Consider the following 19,751-nt stretch of genomic DNA (forward strand, 5'->3'; position numbering starts at 1 on the left):
TCCGGCTTCTGCAGAGCGAAATCGGCTCCGGCGTTGCAGTACCTACGACTTCAATGTCCGTACCGGAGCCCTTTCCCACATGACGAGCAGCACCGAGACCACCGCCACCACTCCGCAGGTAGCGGTCAACGACATCGGTAACGAGGAAGCCTTCCTCGCCGCGATCGACGAGACGATCAAGTACTTCAACGACGGCGACATCGTCGACGGCGTCATCGTGAAGGTCGACCGGGACGAGGTCCTGCTCGACATCGGTTACAAGACCGAAGGCGTCATCCCGAGCCGCGAGCTCTCCATCAAGCACGACGTCGACCCGAACGAGGTCGTCGCCGTTGGTGACGAGATCGAGGCCCTGGTTCTCCAGAAGGAGGACAAGGAAGGCCGCCTGATCCTCTCGAAGAAGCGCGCCCAGTACGAGCGTGCCTGGGGCACCATCGAGAAGATCAAGGAAGAGGACGGGATCGTCACCGGTACCGTCATCGAGGTCGTCAAGGGTGGTCTCATCCTCGACATCGGCCTCCGTGGCTTCCTCCCGGCCTCCCTGGTCGAGATGCGCCGCGTCCGCGACCTTCAGCCCTACGTGGGCAAGGAGCTCGAGGCCAAGATCATCGAGCTGGACAAGAACCGCAACAACGTGGTCCTGTCCCGCCGCGCCTGGCTCGAGCAGACCCAGTCCGAGGTTCGCCAGACGTTCCTCACGACCCTGCAGAAGGGCCAGGTCCGCTCCGGCGTCGTCTCCTCGATCGTCAACTTCGGTGCGTTCGTGGACCTCGGCGGCGTCGACGGTCTCGTCCACGTCTCCGAGCTTTCCTGGAAGCACATCGACCACCCGTCCGAGGTTGTCGAGGTCGGCCAGGAAGTCACCGTCGAGGTTCTCGACGTGGACATGGACCGCGAGCGCGTCTCCCTGTCGCTCAAGGCGACGCAGGAAGACCCGTGGCAGCAGTTCGCCCGGACCCACCAGATCGGTCAGGTCGTCCCGGGTAAGGTCACCAAGCTCGTTCCGTTCGGTGCGTTCGTGCGCGTCGACGAGGGCATCGAGGGCCTGGTCCACATCTCCGAGCTGGCCGAGCGCCACGTGGAGATCCCGGAGCAGGTCGTCCAGGTCAACGACGAGATCTTCGTCAAGGTCATCGACATCGACCTCGAGCGTCGCCGGATCTCGCTGTCGCTGAAGCAGGCCAACGAGTCCTTCGGCGCCGACCCGTCGGCCGTCGAGTTCGACCCGACCCTGTACGGCATGGCCGCGTCCTACGACGACCAGGGCAACTACATCTACCCCGAGGGCTTCGACCCCGAGACCAACGACTGGCTCGAGGGCTACGAGACCCAGCGCGAGGCCTGGGAGACCCAGTACGCCGAGGCGCAGCAGCGCTTCGAGCAGCACCAGGCTCAGGTCATCAAGTCCCGCGAGGCCGACGCCCAGGCGGCGGCCGAGGGCGGCGACGCCGCGGGTGCGGCTCCGGCCGCGGCCGCCGGTGGCGGTTCGTACTCCTCGGAGTCGGACGACAACTCCGGCGCCCTGGCTTCGGACGAGGCGCTGGCCGCGCTTCGCGAGAAGCTTGCCGGCGGTCAGAGCTGACCTCGCGTCGCTCTCTCTAGGCGGTAGTTGAACGCTGCGGGCCCGCATCTCCCTTACGGGGGGTGCGGGCCCGTTGTCGTTGTTTTTCGGGTGCGGGGCCGTTGGGGCTGGTCGCGCAGTTCCCCGCGCCCCTTCGGGGCACTACCTGCGGGGCACTTTGAAAGGGGCTGCTACGGAGTAACCGGGATGTTCGTCAGGCCCCTGCCGCCCGTCACCGTGTTGCTCGCGTGCACCGTCGTCCTGCAACTGCCGCTCTGGTTCGTGACGTTGATCGCCAGTTGTTTGTCGCCCGTCGCGCCCGTCAGGGTCGACCTGTTGGCGCGGAAGACCGTGCCGCAGCCCCAGCCGGACTGCTGGGTGTGGGTCTCGTAGCCGTTGTTCAGGGTGTTCTTGCCGGTGTTGTTCTCGATGACGTAGTCGTTGCCCTTCACGTCGACCCATGAGTCGTCGTAGTGGTTGCCGGTCAGGCCCTTGCCGTCGAACGTGTTGCCCGAGACCTTGCCGCCCGTGGTGCCTTCCTTGAGGTCGATCGCCTCGCCGCCCACGTCCGGGCCGATGGTGTTGCCGATGATCTGTACGCGGTCGCTCTTGTCGGAGAGCGTGTTGGCGGTGCCTACGTAGACGCCCTCTCCCATGCCGCGGTCGTCGTTCCCGGTGTCGTGGATCCGCGAGTTCTTGATGACGCCGTCGCTGCTCGACTTCCTGAAGTGGACGCCCTCCATGTCGAGTCCGTGGACCGTGACGCTGTCCACGACGACGCCTCTCGCGGAGTCGATCATGATGCCCTTCTGGCCGCCGGTGACGGTGATGCCCTGCACGGTCCAGTACGCGGCGCCGTTCAGATGGAGGCCGTAGCCGCCGCCTGCCGTGAGGACCGCCTTCGACGAACCGGTCAGCGTGATGCGGGAGTTGGCGCTCGCCGCCACGGAGGTCTTGAAGTTCCCGGAGTACGTGCCGTCGGCGAGGTGGATCGTGTCGCCGGGGGAGGCGTCGGTGAGCGCCGTCTTCAGTTCGGCGGCCGTGGAGACCTCGATGGTCCGCGCCGGCGTGGGTGAGGCGGTCGCGGTCGCCGCCGCGACAAGGCCTCCGGTGGTGGCCGTCGCGGCGAGCAGGGCGGTCAGCAGGGTTCGTCGGGTGCGCATGTGGGGTGGCCTTCCCGTCGGTTCGCTGGGGGAGAAGTTCCGTCAAGGTTCAGCTATGTGAACACCGGGTTCTGACATGAACGTAGATGAACGTAAAGGCGGGGCATGTGCGCGTCAAGGTATGGACCAGGTAAGGGAGTTCACGCATACGAACAGTGATCGGGGCGGCGTGGCCGGGAATGCCCGTGCCGCCGCGTGCGTTCTTCGATACGAACACGAGGAGGAGCGGTCACAGTGCTTGATCCGCAGGGTTTGTACGCATGGGAGCCGAAGGGCCTCGCCGTCGTCGACATGGCGCTCGCCCAGGAATCGGCCGGTCTTGTCATGCTCTACCACTTCGACGGGTACATCGACGCGGGCGAAACCGGCGACCAGATCGTCGAGCGGCTCACCGACAGCCTTCCCGGGCAGGTGGTGGCGAGGTTCGACCACGACCGGCTCGTCGACTACCGCGCGCGCCGCCCGCTGCTCACCTTCCGCCGCGACCGCTGGAGCGACTACGAGGTGCCGACGCTCGACGTCCGCCTCGTGCAGGACGCCACCGGCGCGCCCTTCCTGCTGCTCTCCGGGCCCGAGCCGGACATCGAGTGGGAGCGCTTCGCGGTGGCCGTCCAGCAGATCGTGGAGCGGCTCGGCGTGCGTCTGTCGGTGAACTTCCACGGCATCCCCATGGGTGTGCCGCACACCCGCCCCGTGGGCCTCACCCCCCACGGCAACCGCACCGATCTGGTGCCCGGACACCGCAGCCCCTTCGACGAGGCGCAGGTGCCCGGCAGCGCGGCCTCGCTCGTCGAGTACCGCCTCGTGGAGGCGGGCCACGACGTGCTCGGTGTCGCCGCGCACGTCCCGCACTACATCGCGCGCTCCGCGTACCCGGACGCGGCCCTCACGGTCCTGGAGGCGATCACCGCCGCCACCGGCCTGGTGCTGCCCGGCGTCGCGCACGGACTGCGCACCGAGGCGCACCGCACCCAGACCGAGATCGACCGGCAGATCCAGGAGGGCGACGAGGAACTGGTCGCGCTCGTCCAGGGACTTGAGCACCAGTACGACGCGGCGGCGGGCTCGCAGGAGCGGGGCAACATGCTCGCCGAGCCGGTGGACATACCGTCGGCGGACGAGATCGGCCGTGAATTCGAACGCTTCCTTGCGGAGCGGGAAGGCGACGCGTAACGCCAGGGCCTAAGCTTCCGCTCATGCTGAAGGTGGGCCTGACCGGCGGAATCGGCGCCGGCAAGAGTGAAGTCTCGCGGCTGCTCGTCGCGTCCGGTGCCGTCCTGATCGACGCGGACAAGATCGCGCGTGAGGTGGTGGCGCCGGGAACTCCTGGCCTCGCGGCCGTCGTTGACGCCTTCGGGCGGGAGATCCTCGCTCCGGACGGCTCACTTGACCGGCCGAAGCTGGGCGCGATCGTCTTCGCCGATGCCGAGAAGCTGGCCGTCCTGAACTCGATCGTGCACCCGCTCGTCGGAGCCCGCTCCGCCGAGCTGGAGGAGTCCGCCTCCGGAGACGCGGTGGTCGTCCACGACGTGCCGCTGCTCGCGGAGAACGGCCTCGCTCCGCTGTACGACGTCGTGGTCGTCGTCGACGCGAGCCCCGAGACGCAGCTGGACCGCCTGGTGCGGCTGCGCGGGATGAGCGAGGAGGACGCCCGCGCGCGGATGGCCGCCCAGGCCACCCGTGAGAAGCGCCTGGAGATCGCGGACATCGTGATCGACAACGACGGCCCGCTGGACGGCCTGAAGGAGCGGGTCGCCGAGGTGTGGGCCGACCTCGCGCGCAGAGCACGCGCCTAGGGAAGGGGCGGGGGCAGAGTGGTCGTACTGGCGGCGTTCACGGCTCTGGGTGGTCTGGTGTCGGTCCTCGCCGGCGCGTACGGCCTGCGGCAGACCCGGCGCATCACCGCGGCGGGCGCGGTCGCGCAGGCCCTGGTGAAAGCGGTGCCGCCCGGCGCAGAGCGGCCCACCCTGCAGTTCGAGACGGGCGACGGACGGGTCGTCGAGGTGGTCTCGCCCGTGCCGCCGAGCCGGCGCAGGCCGCTCGCTTCGGGCGACCGGGTCAGCATCGCGTACGACACCGAGGACCCGCGCGAGACCGTCCTGATCGGCGGCGAGCGCACCGGCCTGGACCGGGCCTTCGTGGGCGCGGGCGCGGCGGTGTTCGTGCTGGGGCTCGTCCTGATCGCCGTCGCGCTCTGAGGCCGCCCGCGCGCGTGGGACGCGGGGGTGGAATATCCCGGGCCGCGGCGGGCGTTGACACAGGGGAGCGAGGGAAGGAGTCCGGCGTGCCCGAAATCACCCCGGAGACCCATGTCATCGATTTCCGTGCGGCCGAGCAGCTTCTTGCCGCGCGGGATCCGCGCGGCGCGGTGAAACTGCTGGACACGGTCATCGCCGCCCACCCGGAGAACACCGCGGCCCGGCTGCTGCGGGCCCGTGCCTTCTTCGCCGCCGCCCAACTGCGCGCCGCCGAGCTGGAGTTCTCCATCGTCCTGGAGCGCGAGCCGGACAATGCCTTCGCGCACTTCGCCCTGGCCCGCACATACGAGCGCGGCTCGCGGCACGAGCAGGCCCGGCGGCACTTCCGCCTGGCCGCGGCGCTTGATCCGCAGCCGGAGTATGTGGCCGCGGCGCGCTTCGACAGCCCGACCGAGGAGGGCTAGGGCCTGTCCGGAGGCTCGTACGGAGGGATGTCGCGGCCCGGCTGGTAGTGGGCTCCCTGGCGCATGCGGTGCAGCACCCAGGCCAGGTCCGCCGTCACCACAAGGATCAGTACCCCGCACGCCACCGCCCACCCCGTGCGGCCCGTGAGGGCGAAGGCGACGGTGCCGAAGACCGCCCAGATCAGGCCCCATACGCCGAACCACAGGCGCATCCGCAGGGGGCTGCGTGCGGTGACCGGTTCACTGCCTGTGCGCATCATGAGAGGTCATCTCCTCCTTTCAGGATAAAGAGGGTGGGAACGTGCTGGAAGCGCTCAGGGCCGACGACGAGCTCGCCGCCTGGCTCAAGGACCTGGAGGCCGCGGGGGAGCCGCGGGCCGAGGCGGTGCTCCCGGACGCCGACGCCCTCCCGGAGGTGCTGCTCGACCTCGCCGTGCCGCACGAGGACATCAACGCCCTGGTGGCGCTGCGCGGCCGTCTGTGGGCCGACCCCGAGGCGCGGTGGTTGCTCGACCGCTGTGTCGACATCCTCGTACGCGACATGGGTGTGATCGGCGGGGGCGGCCGGATCCCTGTGCTGCCCGAGGAGCTGGGCGAGCTCGGGCGCTGCTTCTTCGTGTACGTGTACGTGGCCGGGCTCGAACACGTGCGGGCCTACCACCGCGGCCGTGGCATACCCGACGACGTCTCGCGCCGCACCCTCGCCGACCTCGGCCGCCATCTGGCGGTGCACCGCAGGGCGCACGGCGGCCGTGGCCTCCTCGTGCCCGGGTGGCCAGGGCTGCACTTCCGGGGCGAGATCTATCAGTTGGGGCGGCTGCAGTTCCAACGGGCCGTCCTCGGCGCGCGGATGGGCGGGGCGACGGCCGCCGCCGGGCATGTCGCCGGACCCGGGGACTTCTGTCTCAACGTCCACATCACCGACTACCGGGGGCAGCTGACCCCGCGGGCCTGCGACCGCTCGGTGGCGCTGGCGCGGGAGTTCTTCGCGCGCCACTTCCCCGAGGAACGATATGAGACAGCCGTGTGCCACTCCTGGCTGCTCGACCCGCAGTTGAGGGACCACCTGCCCGAGGACTCCAACATCGTCCGCTTCCAGGAGCGATTCCGTCCCGCGGACGGTTACCGCCGGGAGGCGGACGACGGCAGTCCGGTCGCCTTCGTCTTCGGTGACCGGACCATCCCCGTGGCCGAACTGCCCAGGCGGACAGGGGTGGAGCGGGCCGTGGGCGACCATCTGAGGGCGGGCGGCCACTGGTACGGCGGGCATGGCTGGTTTCCGCTGTAGGCGGTCGGCCCGCGAGGGGAGGGGGAACGCGGCCGCGGAGTGCTTCGTTGGCCGGGCATGAGTGTGGAGATGCGTGAGGGATACGAGGGAACGGGACCCGGCGCGATCACGCCGGACGGCTGCGCGGTCGACCTGTACACGCGCCTTTCCGTGGGGGACGAGCCCGATGTCGTCGCCGGCGCCGTGCCGGCCGGGTCGCACATTCTGGAACTGGGCAGCGGCGCGGGGCGGGTGACGCGTCCGCTCCTGGAGCGGGGCTTCAGGGTGACGGCCGTCGACGAGTCCGCCGAGATGCTGGCGAAGGTCGCCGAGCTCGACGGCGGGGTGCGCACGGTCCGGAGCACGATCGAAGGGCTCGACCTGGACGAGAAGTTCTCCGTGGTCATGCTCGCGTCGTTCCTCGTCCACCACGGCGACGACGCGGTGCGGCGCGGCATCCTGCGGGCCTGCCGCAAGCACGTCACGGACGACGGCTGCGTCCTGATTCAGCGCGAGGGCGAGGACTACCACACGAATCTGCCCCGGGAGCGCGTCGACCCGGGCGGCTACACGGTCAGGATCCTCTCGGCGGAGCCGGTCGGCGACGGCGTGAACCGGATCCACGCGGAGTACGTCTTCCCGGACGCCGTCTGGACGCAGAAGTTCCTGGCCCGCCCCTTCACGAAGGAAGAGTTCGAGGAGGCGCTCGCGGAGGCCGGTCTGAAGGTCGACAAATACCTCACGGACGACGGGACTTGGGTGCGGGCGGTGCCGATCGGCTGATTCACGGGCCTCGTCCGAATCATTCGTGCGGCGAGCGATGAGTTCCACCGGAGCGGCGGGTCTACCTCCACGACAGCACAGCACCCCCGCTCACCGAGGAGCACACCATGTCCGCCACCACCGCCCCCACCACCCGTACCGCCCGCCGCGCCACGACCCGTGGCCGCGGCGCCCGCGTCACGCTGCGGTCCCTGCAGGTCCTGCTGGGTGTGTTCTTCGCCGTCGCGAGCGGCGCGCCCAAGCTGATCGCGCATCCGACCGCCGTCGAAGCCTTCGACAAGCTGGGATGGGGCGCGCCCGGCATGTACACCATCGGGGCGCTGGAAGTGCTCGGCGGGATAGCGCTGTTGCTCCCGCTGCTCTCCTCGGTCGCCGCGACGGCCCTCGTCGGCCTGATGATCGGCGCGTTCGTCGTGACGGTCACGGCGATGGGCGGGGAGAACGCGGCGACGCCGCCGATCCTGATCCTGCCGCTGGTGTGGATCGCCTGGGCGCGGCGCGAGGAGACGACGAAGCTGATCGCGCGCCTGCGGGGGTGAGGCGCGCGCCGGGCGCCGCCCCTCAGCCGTCCTTGAGTGCTTGGCTCGCGTGGTCGCCCCTCAGCCGCTCCATCTCCCGCCGGTCCCGCTTCGTGGGGCGGCCCGTCCCCCGGTCGCGGATGCCCGCGGGGGCGACCGCCTCGCGGGGCGGGGGCGGCGGGCTGTTGTCCACGTAGCACTCGACGGCGACCGGTGCCCCGACGCGCTTGCGGATCAGCCGCTTCACGACGACGATCCGCTCCCGGCCGCCCGCCTGGCGTACGCGGACCTCGTCGCCGACGTGCACGCCGTACGCGGGCTTGACCCGCTCGCCGTTGACCCGCACATGGCCGCCCTTGCAGGCGGTGGCGCCGGCCGAGCGGGTCTTGACGAGGCGGACCGACCAGATCCAGCTGTCGACCCGCACCGAGCCCCCGCCCGCCGTGTCGATGGAAGTCTCCGAAGCCATGCCACGACCTTAGTCCGGCTTCGGCGCGGCATCCCCGGCCTCCCGGCGAGCCGTTCGGAATCCGTCCGCCCCGGCCGCCGATAATTCGGACGCATCACACCAAAACAGTCCGGATTCGACTCCCAGGGGTGCTGCCCATGACGTCCTCTTTCGAAGCCACGGTCGACGGTCTGATGGACGGGTTGCGCGCCGACCTCGAACGTCTCGCCGCGATCCCCTCGATCTCCTTCCCCGGCTTCCCGCCCGAACCGGTGCGGGAGGCCCACGACCTCCTGGTCGGACTGTTGCGCGACGCCGGGGTCCCGACGGTCGAGCGGCTCGATCTGCCGGACACCGCCCCCGTGATCTACGGCGAGATCCCGCCCCCGTCCCCCGACGCGCCGACCGTCCTGCTCTACGGCCACTACGACGTGCAGCCACCCGGCGACGCGTCGCTCTGGAAGTCCCCGCCCTTCGAACCCACGCCCGTCGAGGGCGGACTGCGCGCCCGGGGCATCGCCGACGACAAGTCCAACGTCATCGCGCACCTGGGGATGTTGCGGGCCTACGAGGGACGGCCACCGGTCGGCGTCAAGATCGTCATCGAGGGGCAGGAGGAGTACGGCAGCGCCTTCGACGACTACCCGCCGAGCGACCCGGACCGCTTCGCCTGCGACGCCATGGTCATCGCCGACCTCGGCAACCTCCGCCCCGGTACCCCCACCCTCACCACGGGCCTGCGCGGCGCGTCCGAGGTGACGGTCGAGGTCCGCACCCTCGACGAGCCGCGCCACAGCGGCGAGTTCGGCGGCGCGGCCCCCGACGCCCTGCTCGTCCTGATCAAGGCGCTCGGCACCCTGCACGACGTCCACGGAGATGTCGCGGTCGAGGGACTGCGGCGGGAGGAGTGGACCGGAACCTCGTACACGGAAGAGGAGTTCCGCTCGCTCGCGGGCGTGCGCGAGGGGGTGCCGCTCGTCGGCAGCGGCAGCCTCGGCGAGCGGCTGTGGAGCGGGCCCGCCATCACCGTCATCGGCCTGGACGCGCCGAGCGTGGAGCACGCGGCGTCCGCCGTCGTGTCGTACGCACGCGCCAAGTTGAACCTCCGCTTCCACCCAAGACAGGACCCGAGGGAGGCGCAGTCCCGGCTCGTCGAGCACCTGCGCTCGCTCAAGCCCTTCGGCGTCGCGCTCACCGTCACGCCCGGCGACACGGGCCCCGGCTACGAGGCCGCCACCGGCGGACCCGCCTACCGCGCCGCGCTCGCCGCGCTCAGGGAGGGCTGGGGCCAGGACGCCTCGTACGTCGCGACCGGCGGCTCCATCCCGCTGGTCAACGGACTCGCCAAGGCGGCACCCGGCGCCGAGGTGCTGCTCTTCGGGGCGCAGGACAGCATGTGCAACCTGCACGCCCCGAACGAGCGCGTCCTCTTCTCGGAGCTGCGCAACACGGTCGTCGCCATGTGCGCCTTCGTGCGCGAGTACGCCGCCGACTTCCGCAAGTCGGGAGGCGGTGCCGCGTGAGCACGACCGAGACACCCGTGGGCGGGGACCCGGCCGAAGAGCCCTCCGGAGCGCCCTCCGAAAAGCCCTCAGGCAAGCGGAAGTTCACCTTTCCCAGCGCGCTGACCGTCCTCGCGATCGTCACCGTCGCCGTCTGGCTGCTCGCCTTCCTCATCCCCTCCGGGCAGTACGACCGCAATGACTCCGGCGCGCCCGTCGAGGGCACCTACCACCGCGTCGACTCCGGCCAGTCCTTCGTCGACCGGCTGAGCGACCTCTTCCTGTCCCCGGTCAACGGCCTCTACGGCATCCAGGACGAGAAGACCTCGCTGGTCGCGCCCGACAACGTCGGCTCGCTGTACGGCAGCGCGGGCGTCTTCCTCTTCGTGCTCGCCATCGGCGCCTTCATCACCGTCGTCTTCGCCACCGGCGCGCTCGACCGCGGCATCGGGCGGCTCGCGCACCGGCTGCGCGAGCGCGGCGCGCTGCTCATCGCAGGCGTCATGGTCGTCTTCTCCGTCCTCGGCACGGTCGAGGGCTTCGCGGAGGAGACACTGGGCTTCTACGGCCTGATCGTGCCGCTGATGCTCGCCCTCGGCTACGACCGCATGACCGCCGTCGGCGCGATCATCCTCGGCGCGGGCGTCGGCGTCCTGTGCTCGACCGTGAACCCCTTCGCGACGGGCGTCGCCTCCTCGGCCGCCGACATCTCGCTGGGCGACGGCATCGTGCTGCGCTTCGCCATGTGGATCGTCCTGACCGGCGTCACGGTCGCGTACGTCATCCGGTACGCGAAGCGCGTGCGGAAGGACCCAGGGCGCTCCCTGTCCGGGTTCCTGCCGGGCGACCGCGAGCAGTCCGCCGCCGACGCGGGCGAGGTGCCGGAGCTCACCCGGCTGCACAAGGCGGTGCTCGTCGCGACCGGCCTCGTCTTCGCCTTCATGATCTTCTCGGTGGTGCCCTGGTCCAGCGCGCTCACCGGCAAGGCGGACGCGCGGCCCTACGGCTTCGAACTCGGCTGGTCCTTCCCGCAGTTGGCGGCCCTCTTCCTGTGCGCGGCCGTCCTCGTCGGGCTCGTCGCGCGGATGGGGGAGCAGAAGCTCAGCTCGACGATCATCCAGGGCGCGGCCGACTTCGTCTCGCCCGCCCTGGTGATCCTGCTGGCCCGCGGCGTCACGACGATCATGAACAACTCGAAGATCACGGACACGGTCCTGCACTCCATCGAGGGGGTGGTGAAAGGGACGTCGTCCGGGCTCTTCGCGATCATCGTCTTCATCGTGAACCTGCCGCTCGCCTTCCTGATCCCCTCCACCTCCGGTCACGCCACGCTCGCCATGCCGATCCTCGCCCCGCTCGCCGACTTCGCCGGTGTCTCGCGCGCGGTCGTCGTCACGGCCTGGCAGTCGGCCAGCGGCTGGATGAACCTGTGGGTGCCGACCACGGCGGTGACCATCGGCGGCGTCGCGCTCGCCAAGGTCGGCTACGACAAGTACCTGCGGTTCGTGTGGCCGCTGCTCGGCATCCTGGCCGTGCTGATCTGCGCGTTCGTGGCCCTGGGCGCCGCGCTGACCTGACGTACGTACGTGCTGGCCTGACGTACGTACGTACGGTGGAGGGCATGGACGGTCTGAGCGAGCTCGACGCGCGGCTCGTCGACTGCCGGGCCTGCCCCCGCCTCGTCGACTGGCGCGAGGAGGTCGCGCGCACCAAGCGCGCGGCCTTCGCCGACCAGGACTACTGGGGGCGCCCGGTGCCCGGCTTCGGACCGCACGACGCCGCGCTCCTGATCGTCGGCCTCGCGCCCGCCGCGCACGGCGCCAACCGCACCGGGCGGATGTTCACCGGCGACCGCTCGGGCGACGTGCTCTTCCGCGCCCTGTACGACGTCGGCCTGGCCTCGTGCCCCACCGCCGAGAGCGCCGACGACGGACTGACCCTGTACGGCACCCGCATCACCTCGCCCGTGCACTGTGCGCCGCCCGCCAACAAGCCGACCCCGCAGGAGCGCGACACCTGCCGCCCCTGGCTGGTGAGCGAGCTGAGGCTGCTCGCGCCGCGGCTGCGCTCCGTGGTCGTGCTCGGCGCCTTCGGCTGGCAGGCCGCGCTGCCCGCGTTGGCGACGGCGGGCTGGACGGTGCCGAAGCCGCGGCCGGCGTTCGGGCACGGGGCGCGCATCAGGATCGACGGCGCCCCCGGGCCCCTTGACCTCTTCGGCTGCTTCCACGTCAGCCAGCGCAACACGTTCACCGGGCGGCTGACGCCCGCGATGCTGCGCGACGTGCTGCGCGAGGCGGCCACGGCGGCGGGCCTACGCCCGGACGGCCCAGCAGAGCGGGCCGGTGCGGGTGGTGATTCCTAGCGTGGGGGCGTGGACGAGACCCTGGCAGCCAAGCCCTCAGCCGCCGCCTACCGCAATCTGGCCGTCGCCACCGTCGGCTTCACGCTCACCTTCTGGGCCTGGGACCTGGTGGCGCCGCTCGGCAGCGACTTCAAGGACCGGCTCGGGCTGAGCTCCTTCGAGCAGTCCCTCCTGGTCGCCGTGCCCGTCATCGTCGGCTCGCTGGGCCGCGTCCCGGTCGGCGCACTCACCGACCGCTACGGCGCCCGCCGGATGTTCCCGCTGGTCTCGGCGCTCACCATCGTCCCGGTGCTGCTGATCATCCCGGCCAAGGACAGCTTCGGCGCGATGCTCGCGGTCGGCTTCCTGCTCGGCCTCGGCGGCACGACGTTCGCCATCGGCATCCCGCTGGTCAACTCCTGGTTCCCGCCCGCCCGCAGGGGCTTCGCGCTCGGCGTCTTCGGAATGGGCATGGGCGGCGTGGCCCTCTCCGGCTACTTCACGCCGCGCATCGCCAAGCACGGCGAGAACCTGCCCTTCCTCGTCGTGGCGATCGCGCTCGCCGCCTTCGCGGTGCTCGGCGCGCTCCTCATCACCGACCGCCCGGACCGGCCGGTGCCCACCAGCTCGCTGGGCACCAGGCTCGGACAGGCCGGACGGCTGCGGGTCACCTGGGAACTGTCCGCGCTGTACGCGATCGGCTTCGGCGGGATCGTCGCCTTCGGGGTGTACCTGCCCACGTACCTGAAGACCTGGTACGACCTCTCGCCCACCGACGCCGGGACCAAGGCGGCCGGCTTCGCGCTGGTCACCGTCGTCTTCCGGCCCGTCGGCGGCTGGCTCTCCGACCGGATCCACCCGGCCACGGTCACCTCGGCCGCCCTCGCGGTGGTCGCGCTCTTCGCCGTCGTGCAGGCCTTCGACCCGGCCCTGAACCCGATGGGCACGATCTGCTTCCTGGTGATGGCGGCGGGCCTCGGCACCGCGAGCGGCAGCGTCTTCGCGCTCGTCTCGCAGGTCACCCCACAGCCGCAGGTCGGCTCCGTCACGGGCATCGTGGGCGCGGTGGGCGGCCTCGGCGGGTTCGTCCCGCCGCTGGTCATGGGCGCGATCTACAGTGCGAAGGACTCGTACTCGATCGGCTTCATGCTGCTCTCGGACCTGGCGCTCGCGGGCTGCGTGTACGCGTACGGGCGGATGAGAAATGCCAAGGCGGACTGACCCGGCGCCGAGTTAAGGTGCCGCGATGGGCCTCTATCCGGACATCGAACCCTACGACCACGGCATGCTCGACGTCGGCGACGGCAACCACGTGTACTGGGAGGTCTGCGGCAATCCGCTGGGCAAGCCCGCCGTGGTGCTGCACGGCGGACCCGGCTCCGGCTGCACGCCCTTCTTCCGCAGGTACTTCGACCCCGACGCCTACCGGATCTGCCTGCTCGACCAGCGGGGCGCGGGCCGCTCCACGCCGCACGCGAGCGACCCGGCCGCCGACATGGGCGTCAACACGATGAAGCATCTGCTCGCCGACCTGGAGCTGCTGCGGCGCCATCTGGCCGTCGAGCGGTGGCTGGTGTGGGGCGTCTCGTTCGGCTCCGTCCTGGGCCTGAGGTACGCGCAGACGTACCCGGACCGGGTCTCGGAACTGGTCCTCACGGGCGTCGCCACGGGCAGCAGGGCCGAGGTGGGGCTCCTGACGCGAGGCCTCGGGCGGGTCTTCCCCGAGGCGTGGGAGGCGTTCCGCGAGGGGGTTCCCGAGGGGGAGCGGGACGGCGACCTGGCCGCCGCCTACAACCGCCTTCTGGAGTCGCCCGACCCCGAGGTGCGGGCCGCCGCCGCACGCTCCTGGACGGACTGGGAGACCGCGTGCGTGCCGGCGGCGCCGCGGTCCGTGCCGCGGTACGAGGACGCGGCGTTCAGGGCGGGCTTCGCCCGCACCGTCTCGCACTACTTCGCCAACGACCACTGGCTGGGCGGGGACGAGGTGGTCCTGCGGGACGCGCCTTCCCTCGCGGGGATTCCGGGCGTGCTGGTACAGGGGAGCCTGGACTTCGGCAATCTCACCGGCATCCCGTGGCGGCTCCATCAGGCGTGGCCCGGCAGCGAGTTGGTCGTCGTGGACGATGTGGGGCACGACGCGGGCGCGCGGGGGATCTCCGACGAACTGGTGGCGGCGACGGACCGCTTCCGGGGCTGATGCTGCCGTCGGAGTGATCTTCCGGGTGAACTGCCGACGCCTCGGTGGGGGACGGGCCGCCGCCGGGGCGGGGCGACCGCAGACTCCGGGGAACGCGCCGGGTACGGCCGGCGCCGAGCACCCTGGAGCCGCCCGGTGTCCCAGCCGTCGTCCTCCCGCCTGCCCCGTCCCCGTTCCCATCCCCGTCCCCGTCTCTCCTCCCTCACGCGCGTTGTCGCCGCCGCTCTCCTCCTGGGCGCGGCGGCCACCGGCTGCGCGGAGGCCTCCGGCGCGGTGCCCACGTCCCGGGCCGGGGAGCCCCGCGCCGGGGAGCCTCGCGCCGGGGAAGCCGTCCTCGCCGAGGAAGGCGCCCCCGTCGAGGAAGCCGCCCCCGCCTTCTGGGTCGACCCGCACAGCGCGGCCGTCCGCCAGGTCGCCCAGTGGCGCAGGCAGGGCCGTATCGCCGAAGCCCGGCTCGTCGAGCGCATCGCGGGGCGCCCGCAGGCCGTCTGGCTGAACAAGGACGGGCCCGGCGCCGTCGTGCGGTCCCATGTCGAGGCGGCGGCCAAGGCGCGCCGCACCGCGGTCCTCGTCGCCTACTTCATCCCGCACCGCGACTGCGGCGAGTACTCATCGGGCGGCGCCCGCGACGCGGCCCAGTACCGCCGGTGGATCGACGCGTTCGCCGCGGGGCTCGGCACCCGCGGCGCGTACGTGATCGTCGAACCCGACGCCGTGGCCCAACTGGTGGCGGGATGTCCGCGCGCGGACGCCCGGGAGCGCTACGACCTGCTCGCCTACGCGGTGCAGCGGCTGGGGAGCAGGCCCCACACCAGGGTCTACCTCGACGCGGGCAACGCCAGCTGGATCCCCGACGAGCGGCGCCTGGTCACGCCGCTGCGCCGCGCCGGGATCGCCCACGCCGACGGCTTCGCCCTGAACGTCTCCAACTACCAGACGAACAGGGCGAGTTCCGCCTACGGCCACCGGCTCGCCAAGGCGCTCGGCGGCGGCAAGCACTTCGTCGTCGACAGCAGCCGCAACGGCAACGGTCCCTACGACGGCGTCCAGGCCTGGTGCAATCCACCGGGCCGCGCGCTGGGCACCCCGCCCACCACCCGCACCGGCGCCCCCGCGCTCGACGCCTATCTGTGGATCAAGCGGCCCGGCGAGTCCGACGGGACGTGCAGGGGCGGGCCGCGCGCGGGGCAGTGGTGGCCCGAGTACGCGCTCGGCCTCGCCAAGCGGGCGCGCGGCTAAGGGCGTTCGGGGACGACCGCGGTGGCGGTGATCTCCACGAGCTGGCCGGGGTAGCCGAGGCAGGAGACGCCGAGCAGGGTCGAGGTGTGCGGGCCCGCGTGCAGGTCGCAGCCGCGGACGACCTCCCATGCCTCGGTGAGCGCCGCGGAGCCGTCGCCGACCACGTACACCGTGCTGGCCACCACCTGCGACAGATCGCTGCCCACCGCCCGCAGCGCCTCGTCGAGGTTGGCGATGACCTGCGCGGTCTGCCGGGAGACGTCTCCCTCGCCGACGAGCTTCCCCTCGGGGTCGAGGGGGACGGAGCCCGCCATGAACGCGAGGCGGGTCCCCGCTTCGACGACGGCGGCGTGGGCGTATCCGGGAGGCGGGAAGAGGGTGGGCACGACGGTGCGTTCGGGGGTGGTCATACGGCGATCGTGCGGGACCCCGGCCGCGTACGCATCCGAATTGTCGCCGTTCAGCGCACCGCCGCCGGTGAACTCCCGCCCCGTACCCGCAAGGTGGGCTTCCCGGTGCCGTCGGCGGGGGTCGACCAGATGTCCTGTTTGCGGCCGTCCTCGCCCGGCAGCGCGTAGGCGAGGGTGTCGTCGTCCAGCCAGGCGGCCTGGTCGTCGACGTTGCGCCGCTCGGCGAGCGGGCGCTCGCGCATCGTGCGGAGGTCCAGGACGTACAGCCGCCACGGGTCCGAAGTGCCCTTGCTTACGCGCTTCTTGAAGGCGAGGCGCGTGTTGTCGGGGGAGAGGGACGGGCATTCGACGTTCTCGCGCAGCGCGGTCGCCGCCCACTTCCTCATGTCGCCGCGCACGAGATACGTCCTGCCCTTGGTCGAGACGGTCGCGTAGAAGCGGTTGTCGTCCTTCGCGAAGGTCACGCCCCAGTAGTTGACGTCGGGCGCGTGGTAGCGGCGCCCGTCGATCGTGAGGGGGATCTCCTCCATGTTCTTGATCAGGTAGCCGGTGCGGGTGTCCAGGATCGAGGTGCGGGTGGAGAAGGACGAGCCCGCGTAGGAGTCGCCGGTGGCGAACATCGTCCAGGACAGCATCCGGCCCGACGCCGAGACGCGCGCCCGGTTGGGGATGCCGGTCAGCGCGATGCGGCGCTTCTCGCGGAGCCGGTCGTCCAGGACGACGGCGTAGGACTTGGGCGGGATCCCGGCGCGGCGCTGCAGACAGAGTCCGGTGCCCGCGGCGGCGTAGAAGCGTTCGCAGGAGGGGCCGCCGGTGGTGCGCGGCCCCTTTCCGGGGGCCGTCCCGCCGGACGAGGGGAGCCGGGCCACGCGGCCCGCGCCCGCCTCCGTGCTGCGGAAGTACAGCTGCCCCCGGTCGAGGCCGAACTCCGAAGTGGCGTCGGCCGATTCGGCGCGCTGGGCCGCGTGCAGGGTGTACGCGACCGCGACGCCCGCGAGGACGGCGGCGGCCGTGGCGACCGCGACGATGCGGGCGCGCAGGGACCGCGGAGCGGTGGCGGCGGCGGTGGCGCCGGTGGTGGTGGCTGCGGTGCCGGTGTCGGGCCGGGTCATGAGGGCCTTTCGGTGGGGGAGTGCGGAGCCGTCCCGGACTGGGGGTGCGGAGTGGTCCCGGACTGGGGGAGCTGAGCCGTCCCGGCCCGGGGGCTCGGGGCCGTCCCGGTGGGCGGGAACAGGGGCGTCTCCGTACGAGGAAGCAGCGCCGTCGCCCCCGCGAGCGCCGCGGCCAGGGCGAAGGACGCGCAGGTCAGCGCGGGCCCGACGCCCCAAAGGGTCCACGCCGCGCCGAACCCGGCGGCGGCGACGAGCCGGGCGAGGGCCTGCCCCGTCTGCAGCACGGCCATGCCGCTGGCCCGCCGCTCCGGGGCGACCACGGGTGCGGCGAGGGCCATCAGGACGCCGTCGGTGGCGGCGTAGAAGACGCCGAGCAGCAGCAGGACGCCGACGAGCAGGGGCCAGCCGCCGGTGGGCGAGAGCAGCAGGAGGTAGCCGCCGAGCAGTGCCGCGTGTCCCGCGAGGAACGGCACGCGCCGCCCCGTGCGGTCGGCGAGCCGCCCGGCCGGGATCGCGAGCAGCAGATAGACGGCGGCGGAGCCCAGCGGAAGGAGCGGGAACCACGACACGGCGAAGTCGAGCCGCCGCTGGAGGAGGAGGTAGAGGAACGCGTCGCCGATGGTGGCCGCGCCGAGCAGCGCCGCCGCCAGGAGGACGCGCCGGAAGGCCGGGATGCGGAGGAGGTCGAGTGCCTTGTGCCGCTGGGCGGTGGCTGTCCGGCGGTCCGGAGCGGCGACGGCCGTGTGCCCTGGCACGAACGCGACCAGCATCAGGACGCCGAGCAGCCCGAAGCAGAAGCTGACCACGAACACGGCGTCGTACGCGTCCGCGGTCGCCCACAGCAGCGCGAACGCGGCGAGCGGACCGAGCAGCGCGCCCGTGGTGTCCATCGCCCGGTGCACGCCGAAGGCGCGGCCCAGCGCGTCGGGCGGGCTGCTCAGCGAGATGAGGGCGTCGCGCGGCGCGGTGCGCACCCCCTTGCCGATGCGGTCGGCGGCCAGCGCCGCGCCGATCCCCGCGGTGGCGCCGCCCGCGAGGAGCAGGCCGAGCCGGGAGAGCGCGGAGAGGGCGTAGCCGCCGCCGGCCACGAGCTTGTGCCGCCCGCCGCGGTCGGCCGCGTACCCGCCGGCGAGGCGCACCAGCGCGGTCACGCCGTTGTAGAGCCCGTCGAGGAAACCGAACGCCAAGGGGGACAGGCCGAGTTGGAGGACGAAGTAGAGCGGCAGGACGGCGGTGACCATCTCGGAGGAGATGTCCGTGACCAGACTGACCGCGCCGAGCGCGAGGACGGGCCCCGCGACGCGGCCGCGCGCGGTCCCGGACTTCTCCGGGACCGCGGCGGCCGCGTCGCCCTTGGTCTTGGTCACCGCGCCGTTGGAAGCGAGGTACATCGTTGGGCTCCCGCTGGTCTCAGCGGCACTCGTAGGACGGGCTCGTGTCCTTCGTCGAGCCGTCGGTGGCGACGAGGTTCCAGGAGAAGCCCGTGTCGGTGAAGTTCAGCTTGACGACGCCGAAGGTGTTCGTGATCCGCTTCTGGCTGTTGGGCTGCACCTCCTCGATCTTGTACGGGTTGGCGCCGCCCATGCCGCCGAGCAGTTCGACGATGCCGTTGGCGTCGGCCTTGCCGTCCGGGTTCTGCGGGGCGAACCGCTCGTAATGGTGGTCGTGGCCGCCCAGGACCAGCTCGGCCTTGTTGTCGTGGAGCAGCTTCCAGACGGGGCGGCTGACCGGGTTGTTGCCGTGCTCGCCCGAGGAGAAGAGCGGGTGGTGCCAGTACGCGGCCACGCACTTCTTGGAGTTGGCGGCGAGGTCGGCCTTGAGCCAGTCGATCTGCGCGTCGTCGTCGAAGCTGTTGGAGTCGAGCGCGATGAAGTGCCAGTTGCCCTGGTCGTAGCTGTAGTAGCTCTCGCCGTCGGGGTAGGCGACGGACCCGAAATAGGACTTGTAGCCCTTGAGCGCGCCCGCCGGGTCGTACGTCTCATGGTTGCCGGGGACGGGGCGCGTCTTGCTCTTGAAGGCGCCCCAGGACTTGTCGTAGTAGTTCTGGAAGTCCTTCAGGCGCGCGTCGTCGTACTGGTTGTCGCCCATGGTCATCACGAAGGACGGGTTGATCTGCTTGACCAGGGCCGCGGTCTTGGGGTGCTTGCAGCTGCTGCTGCTCGACGTGCACTGCTCGGCGATGTCTCCGGCGGCGACCGCGGTGAAGCCGGCCCTCGGCTCGGCGGTGGGGGAGGCGTCGGCCTCCTCGGCGGGCGACCAGAGCAGTACGCCACCGACGAGGGCGAGCGAGGCGCCCGCAGCCACAGGGATGCCCCAACGGGCCTTGTGTGTACGGGAGTTGCTCGTGCGGGAGTTCATGGCGCGGGGGGTGGGCGACATGTCCGTCTCCTCGATTGGCGTGGGGGGTGCCGGTCGGTCGGTGTGGATGTCTGGCCGTCTCGGGGGAATCCTGGCGATGCGGCATGTGCGCGTCAAGAACTCCGGGTGAACTATTGTTAGGAAACTTTCCTTCCAGTGTTCATCCGTTGGTCGTCCGCAGGCGGTTGCC

The 19,751-nt window shown here is 71.5% G+C and carries 21 protein-coding genes; 14 read left to right on the plus strand and 7 right to left on the minus strand.

The genetic code is table 11. From position 1 onward, the window contains the following. The first annotated feature begins 79 nt into the window (after nt 1-79). Nucleotides 80-1,582: a 30S ribosomal protein S1 gene (gene rpsA, locus AB0B50_RS23495; RefSeq protein ID WP_362335140.1), complete on the plus strand. Its 1,503-nt coding sequence runs from the start codon at nt 80-82 to the stop codon at nt 1,580-1,582. 170 nt (nt 1,583-1,752) lie between these two features. On the opposite strand, the gene AB0B50_RS23500 is transcribed toward rpsA, so the two are convergent. Continuing rightward, nucleotides 1,753-2,724: a right-handed parallel beta-helix repeat-containing protein gene (locus AB0B50_RS23500; protein ID WP_362335143.1), complete on the minus strand. Its 972-nt coding sequence runs from the start codon at nt 2,722-2,724 to the stop codon at nt 1,753-1,755. Nucleotides 2,725-2,958: 234 nt separating this feature from the next. Here AB0B50_RS23500 and AB0B50_RS23505 point away from each other — a divergent pair, with 234 nt between their 5' ends. The 4 genes from AB0B50_RS23505 to AB0B50_RS23520 all read left to right on the plus strand — a co-directional run bounded on the left by AB0B50_RS23505 (nt 2,959) and on the right by AB0B50_RS23520 (nt 5,386). Next, nucleotides 2,959-3,897 carry a PAC2 family protein gene (locus AB0B50_RS23505; protein WP_362335146.1) on the plus strand — a complete coding sequence of 313 codons (939 nt, stop codon included), beginning with the start codon at nt 2,959-2,961 and terminating at the stop codon, nt 3,895-3,897. A gap of 23 nt (nt 3,898-3,920) precedes the next feature. Beyond that, nucleotides 3,921-4,520 carry a dephospho-CoA kinase gene (gene coaE, locus AB0B50_RS23510; RefSeq protein ID WP_362335149.1) on the plus strand — a complete coding sequence of 200 codons (600 nt, stop codon included), beginning with the start codon at nt 3,921-3,923 and terminating at the stop codon, nt 4,518-4,520. Nucleotides 4,521-4,538: 18 nt separating this feature from the next. Next, entirely contained in the window at nt 4,539-4,922 is a 384-nt protein-coding gene (locus tag AB0B50_RS23515) for a DUF3592 domain-containing protein (protein ID WP_362335152.1), read from the plus strand. A gap of 86 nt (nt 4,923-5,008) precedes the next feature. Continuing rightward, the gene (locus tag AB0B50_RS23520; RefSeq protein ID WP_362335155.1) at nt 5,009-5,386 is read left to right on the plus strand and encodes a tetratricopeptide repeat protein; all 378 of its coding nucleotides are present in this window, start codon (nt 5,009-5,011) and stop codon (nt 5,384-5,386) included. Here the strand turns inward: AB0B50_RS23520 and AB0B50_RS23525 are convergent. Further along, nucleotides 5,383-5,643, minus strand: a complete 261-nt coding sequence (locus AB0B50_RS23525; protein WP_362335849.1) for a DUF6343 family protein — start codon at nt 5,641-5,643, stop codon at nt 5,383-5,385. The two genes, AB0B50_RS23520 and AB0B50_RS23525, sit on opposite strands and share 4 nt — an antisense overlap. A gap of 128 nt (nt 5,644-5,771) precedes the next feature. On the opposite strand from AB0B50_RS23525, the gene AB0B50_RS23530 reads away from it, so the two are divergent. The 3 genes from AB0B50_RS23530 to AB0B50_RS23540 all read left to right on the plus strand — a co-directional run bounded on the left by AB0B50_RS23530 (nt 5,772) and on the right by AB0B50_RS23540 (nt 7,975). Further along, nucleotides 5,772-6,674 carry an acyltransferase domain-containing protein gene (locus AB0B50_RS23530; protein WP_362335852.1) on the plus strand — a complete coding sequence of 301 codons (903 nt, stop codon included), beginning with the start codon at nt 5,772-5,774 and terminating at the stop codon, nt 6,672-6,674. 69 nt (nt 6,675-6,743) lie between these two features. Beyond that, a complete protein-coding gene (locus tag AB0B50_RS23535) occupies nt 6,744-7,436 on the plus strand; it encodes a class I SAM-dependent methyltransferase (RefSeq protein WP_362335855.1) in 693 nt (230 codons plus the stop codon). Nucleotides 7,437-7,543: 107 nt separating this feature from the next. Continuing rightward, complete coding sequence (locus AB0B50_RS23540) at nt 7,544-7,975, plus strand: DoxX family protein (protein WP_362335158.1); 432 nt, start codon at nt 7,544-7,546, stop codon at nt 7,973-7,975. A gap of 22 nt (nt 7,976-7,997) precedes the next feature. On the opposite strand, the gene AB0B50_RS23545 is transcribed toward AB0B50_RS23540, so the two are convergent. Next, the gene (locus AB0B50_RS23545) at nt 7,998-8,423 is read right to left on the minus strand and encodes an RNA-binding S4 domain-containing protein (RefSeq protein ID WP_362335161.1); all 426 of its coding nucleotides are present in this window, start codon (nt 8,421-8,423) and stop codon (nt 7,998-8,000) included. A 137-nt stretch (nt 8,424-8,560) separates the two neighbouring features. Between AB0B50_RS23545 and AB0B50_RS23550 the strand changes: the two genes are divergently transcribed. The 6 genes from AB0B50_RS23550 to AB0B50_RS23575 all read left to right on the plus strand — a co-directional run bounded on the left by AB0B50_RS23550 (nt 8,561) and on the right by AB0B50_RS23575 (nt 15,681). Further along, entirely contained in the window at nt 8,561-9,925 is a 1,365-nt protein-coding gene (locus AB0B50_RS23550) for a M20/M25/M40 family metallo-hydrolase (RefSeq protein WP_362335164.1), read from the plus strand. 17 nt (nt 9,926-9,942) lie between these two features. Then, on the plus strand, nt 9,943-11,481 hold the full coding sequence (locus AB0B50_RS23555) for a Na+/H+ antiporter NhaC family protein (RefSeq protein WP_362335858.1): 1,539 nt from the start codon (nt 9,943-9,945) through the stop codon (nt 11,479-11,481). Nucleotides 11,482-11,525: 44 nt separating this feature from the next. Further along, nucleotides 11,526-12,266 carry a uracil-DNA glycosylase gene (locus AB0B50_RS23560; RefSeq protein ID WP_362335167.1) on the plus strand — a complete coding sequence of 247 codons (741 nt, stop codon included), beginning with the start codon at nt 11,526-11,528 and terminating at the stop codon, nt 12,264-12,266. Between the two features lie 9 nt (nt 12,267-12,275). Further along, the gene (locus AB0B50_RS23565; RefSeq protein WP_362335170.1) at nt 12,276-13,466 is read left to right on the plus strand and encodes an MFS transporter; all 1,191 of its coding nucleotides are present in this window, start codon (nt 12,276-12,278) and stop codon (nt 13,464-13,466) included. A gap of 25 nt (nt 13,467-13,491) precedes the next feature. Next, a complete protein-coding gene (gene pip / locus AB0B50_RS23570; protein WP_362335173.1) occupies nt 13,492-14,442 on the plus strand; it encodes a prolyl aminopeptidase in 951 nt (316 codons plus the stop codon). Between the two features lie 135 nt (nt 14,443-14,577). Beyond that, complete coding sequence (locus tag AB0B50_RS23575) at nt 14,578-15,681, plus strand: glycoside hydrolase family 6 protein (protein WP_362335176.1); 1,104 nt, start codon at nt 14,578-14,580, stop codon at nt 15,679-15,681. On the opposite strand, the gene AB0B50_RS23580 is transcribed toward AB0B50_RS23575, so the two are convergent. From AB0B50_RS23580 to AB0B50_RS23595, 4 genes are read right to left on the minus strand one after another with little or no spacing between them, the layout of a single operon-like run. Beyond that, complete coding sequence (locus AB0B50_RS23580) at nt 15,678-16,091, minus strand: RidA family protein (RefSeq protein WP_362335179.1); 414 nt, start codon at nt 16,089-16,091, stop codon at nt 15,678-15,680. The genes AB0B50_RS23575 and AB0B50_RS23580 overlap by 4 nt on opposite strands. A gap of 50 nt (nt 16,092-16,141) precedes the next feature. Continuing rightward, a complete protein-coding gene (locus AB0B50_RS23585) occupies nt 16,142-17,203 on the minus strand; it encodes a hypothetical protein (RefSeq protein ID WP_362335182.1) in 1,062 nt (353 codons plus the stop codon). Beyond that, the gene (locus tag AB0B50_RS23590) at nt 17,200-18,594 is read right to left on the minus strand and encodes an MFS transporter (protein ID WP_362335185.1); all 1,395 of its coding nucleotides are present in this window, start codon (nt 18,592-18,594) and stop codon (nt 17,200-17,202) included. Before AB0B50_RS23590 ends, AB0B50_RS23585 begins: the two co-directional genes overlap by 4 nt. Before the next feature lie 19 nt (nt 18,595-18,613). After that, nucleotides 18,614-19,582, minus strand: a complete 969-nt coding sequence (locus AB0B50_RS23595; RefSeq protein WP_362335188.1) for a metallophosphoesterase — start codon at nt 19,580-19,582, stop codon at nt 18,614-18,616. Nucleotides 19,583-19,751 lie beyond the last annotated feature (169 nt).

Source organism: Streptomyces sp. NPDC041068, assembly GCF_040647455.1.
Lineage (GTDB): Bacteria > Actinomycetota > Actinomycetes > Streptomycetales > Streptomycetaceae > Streptomyces.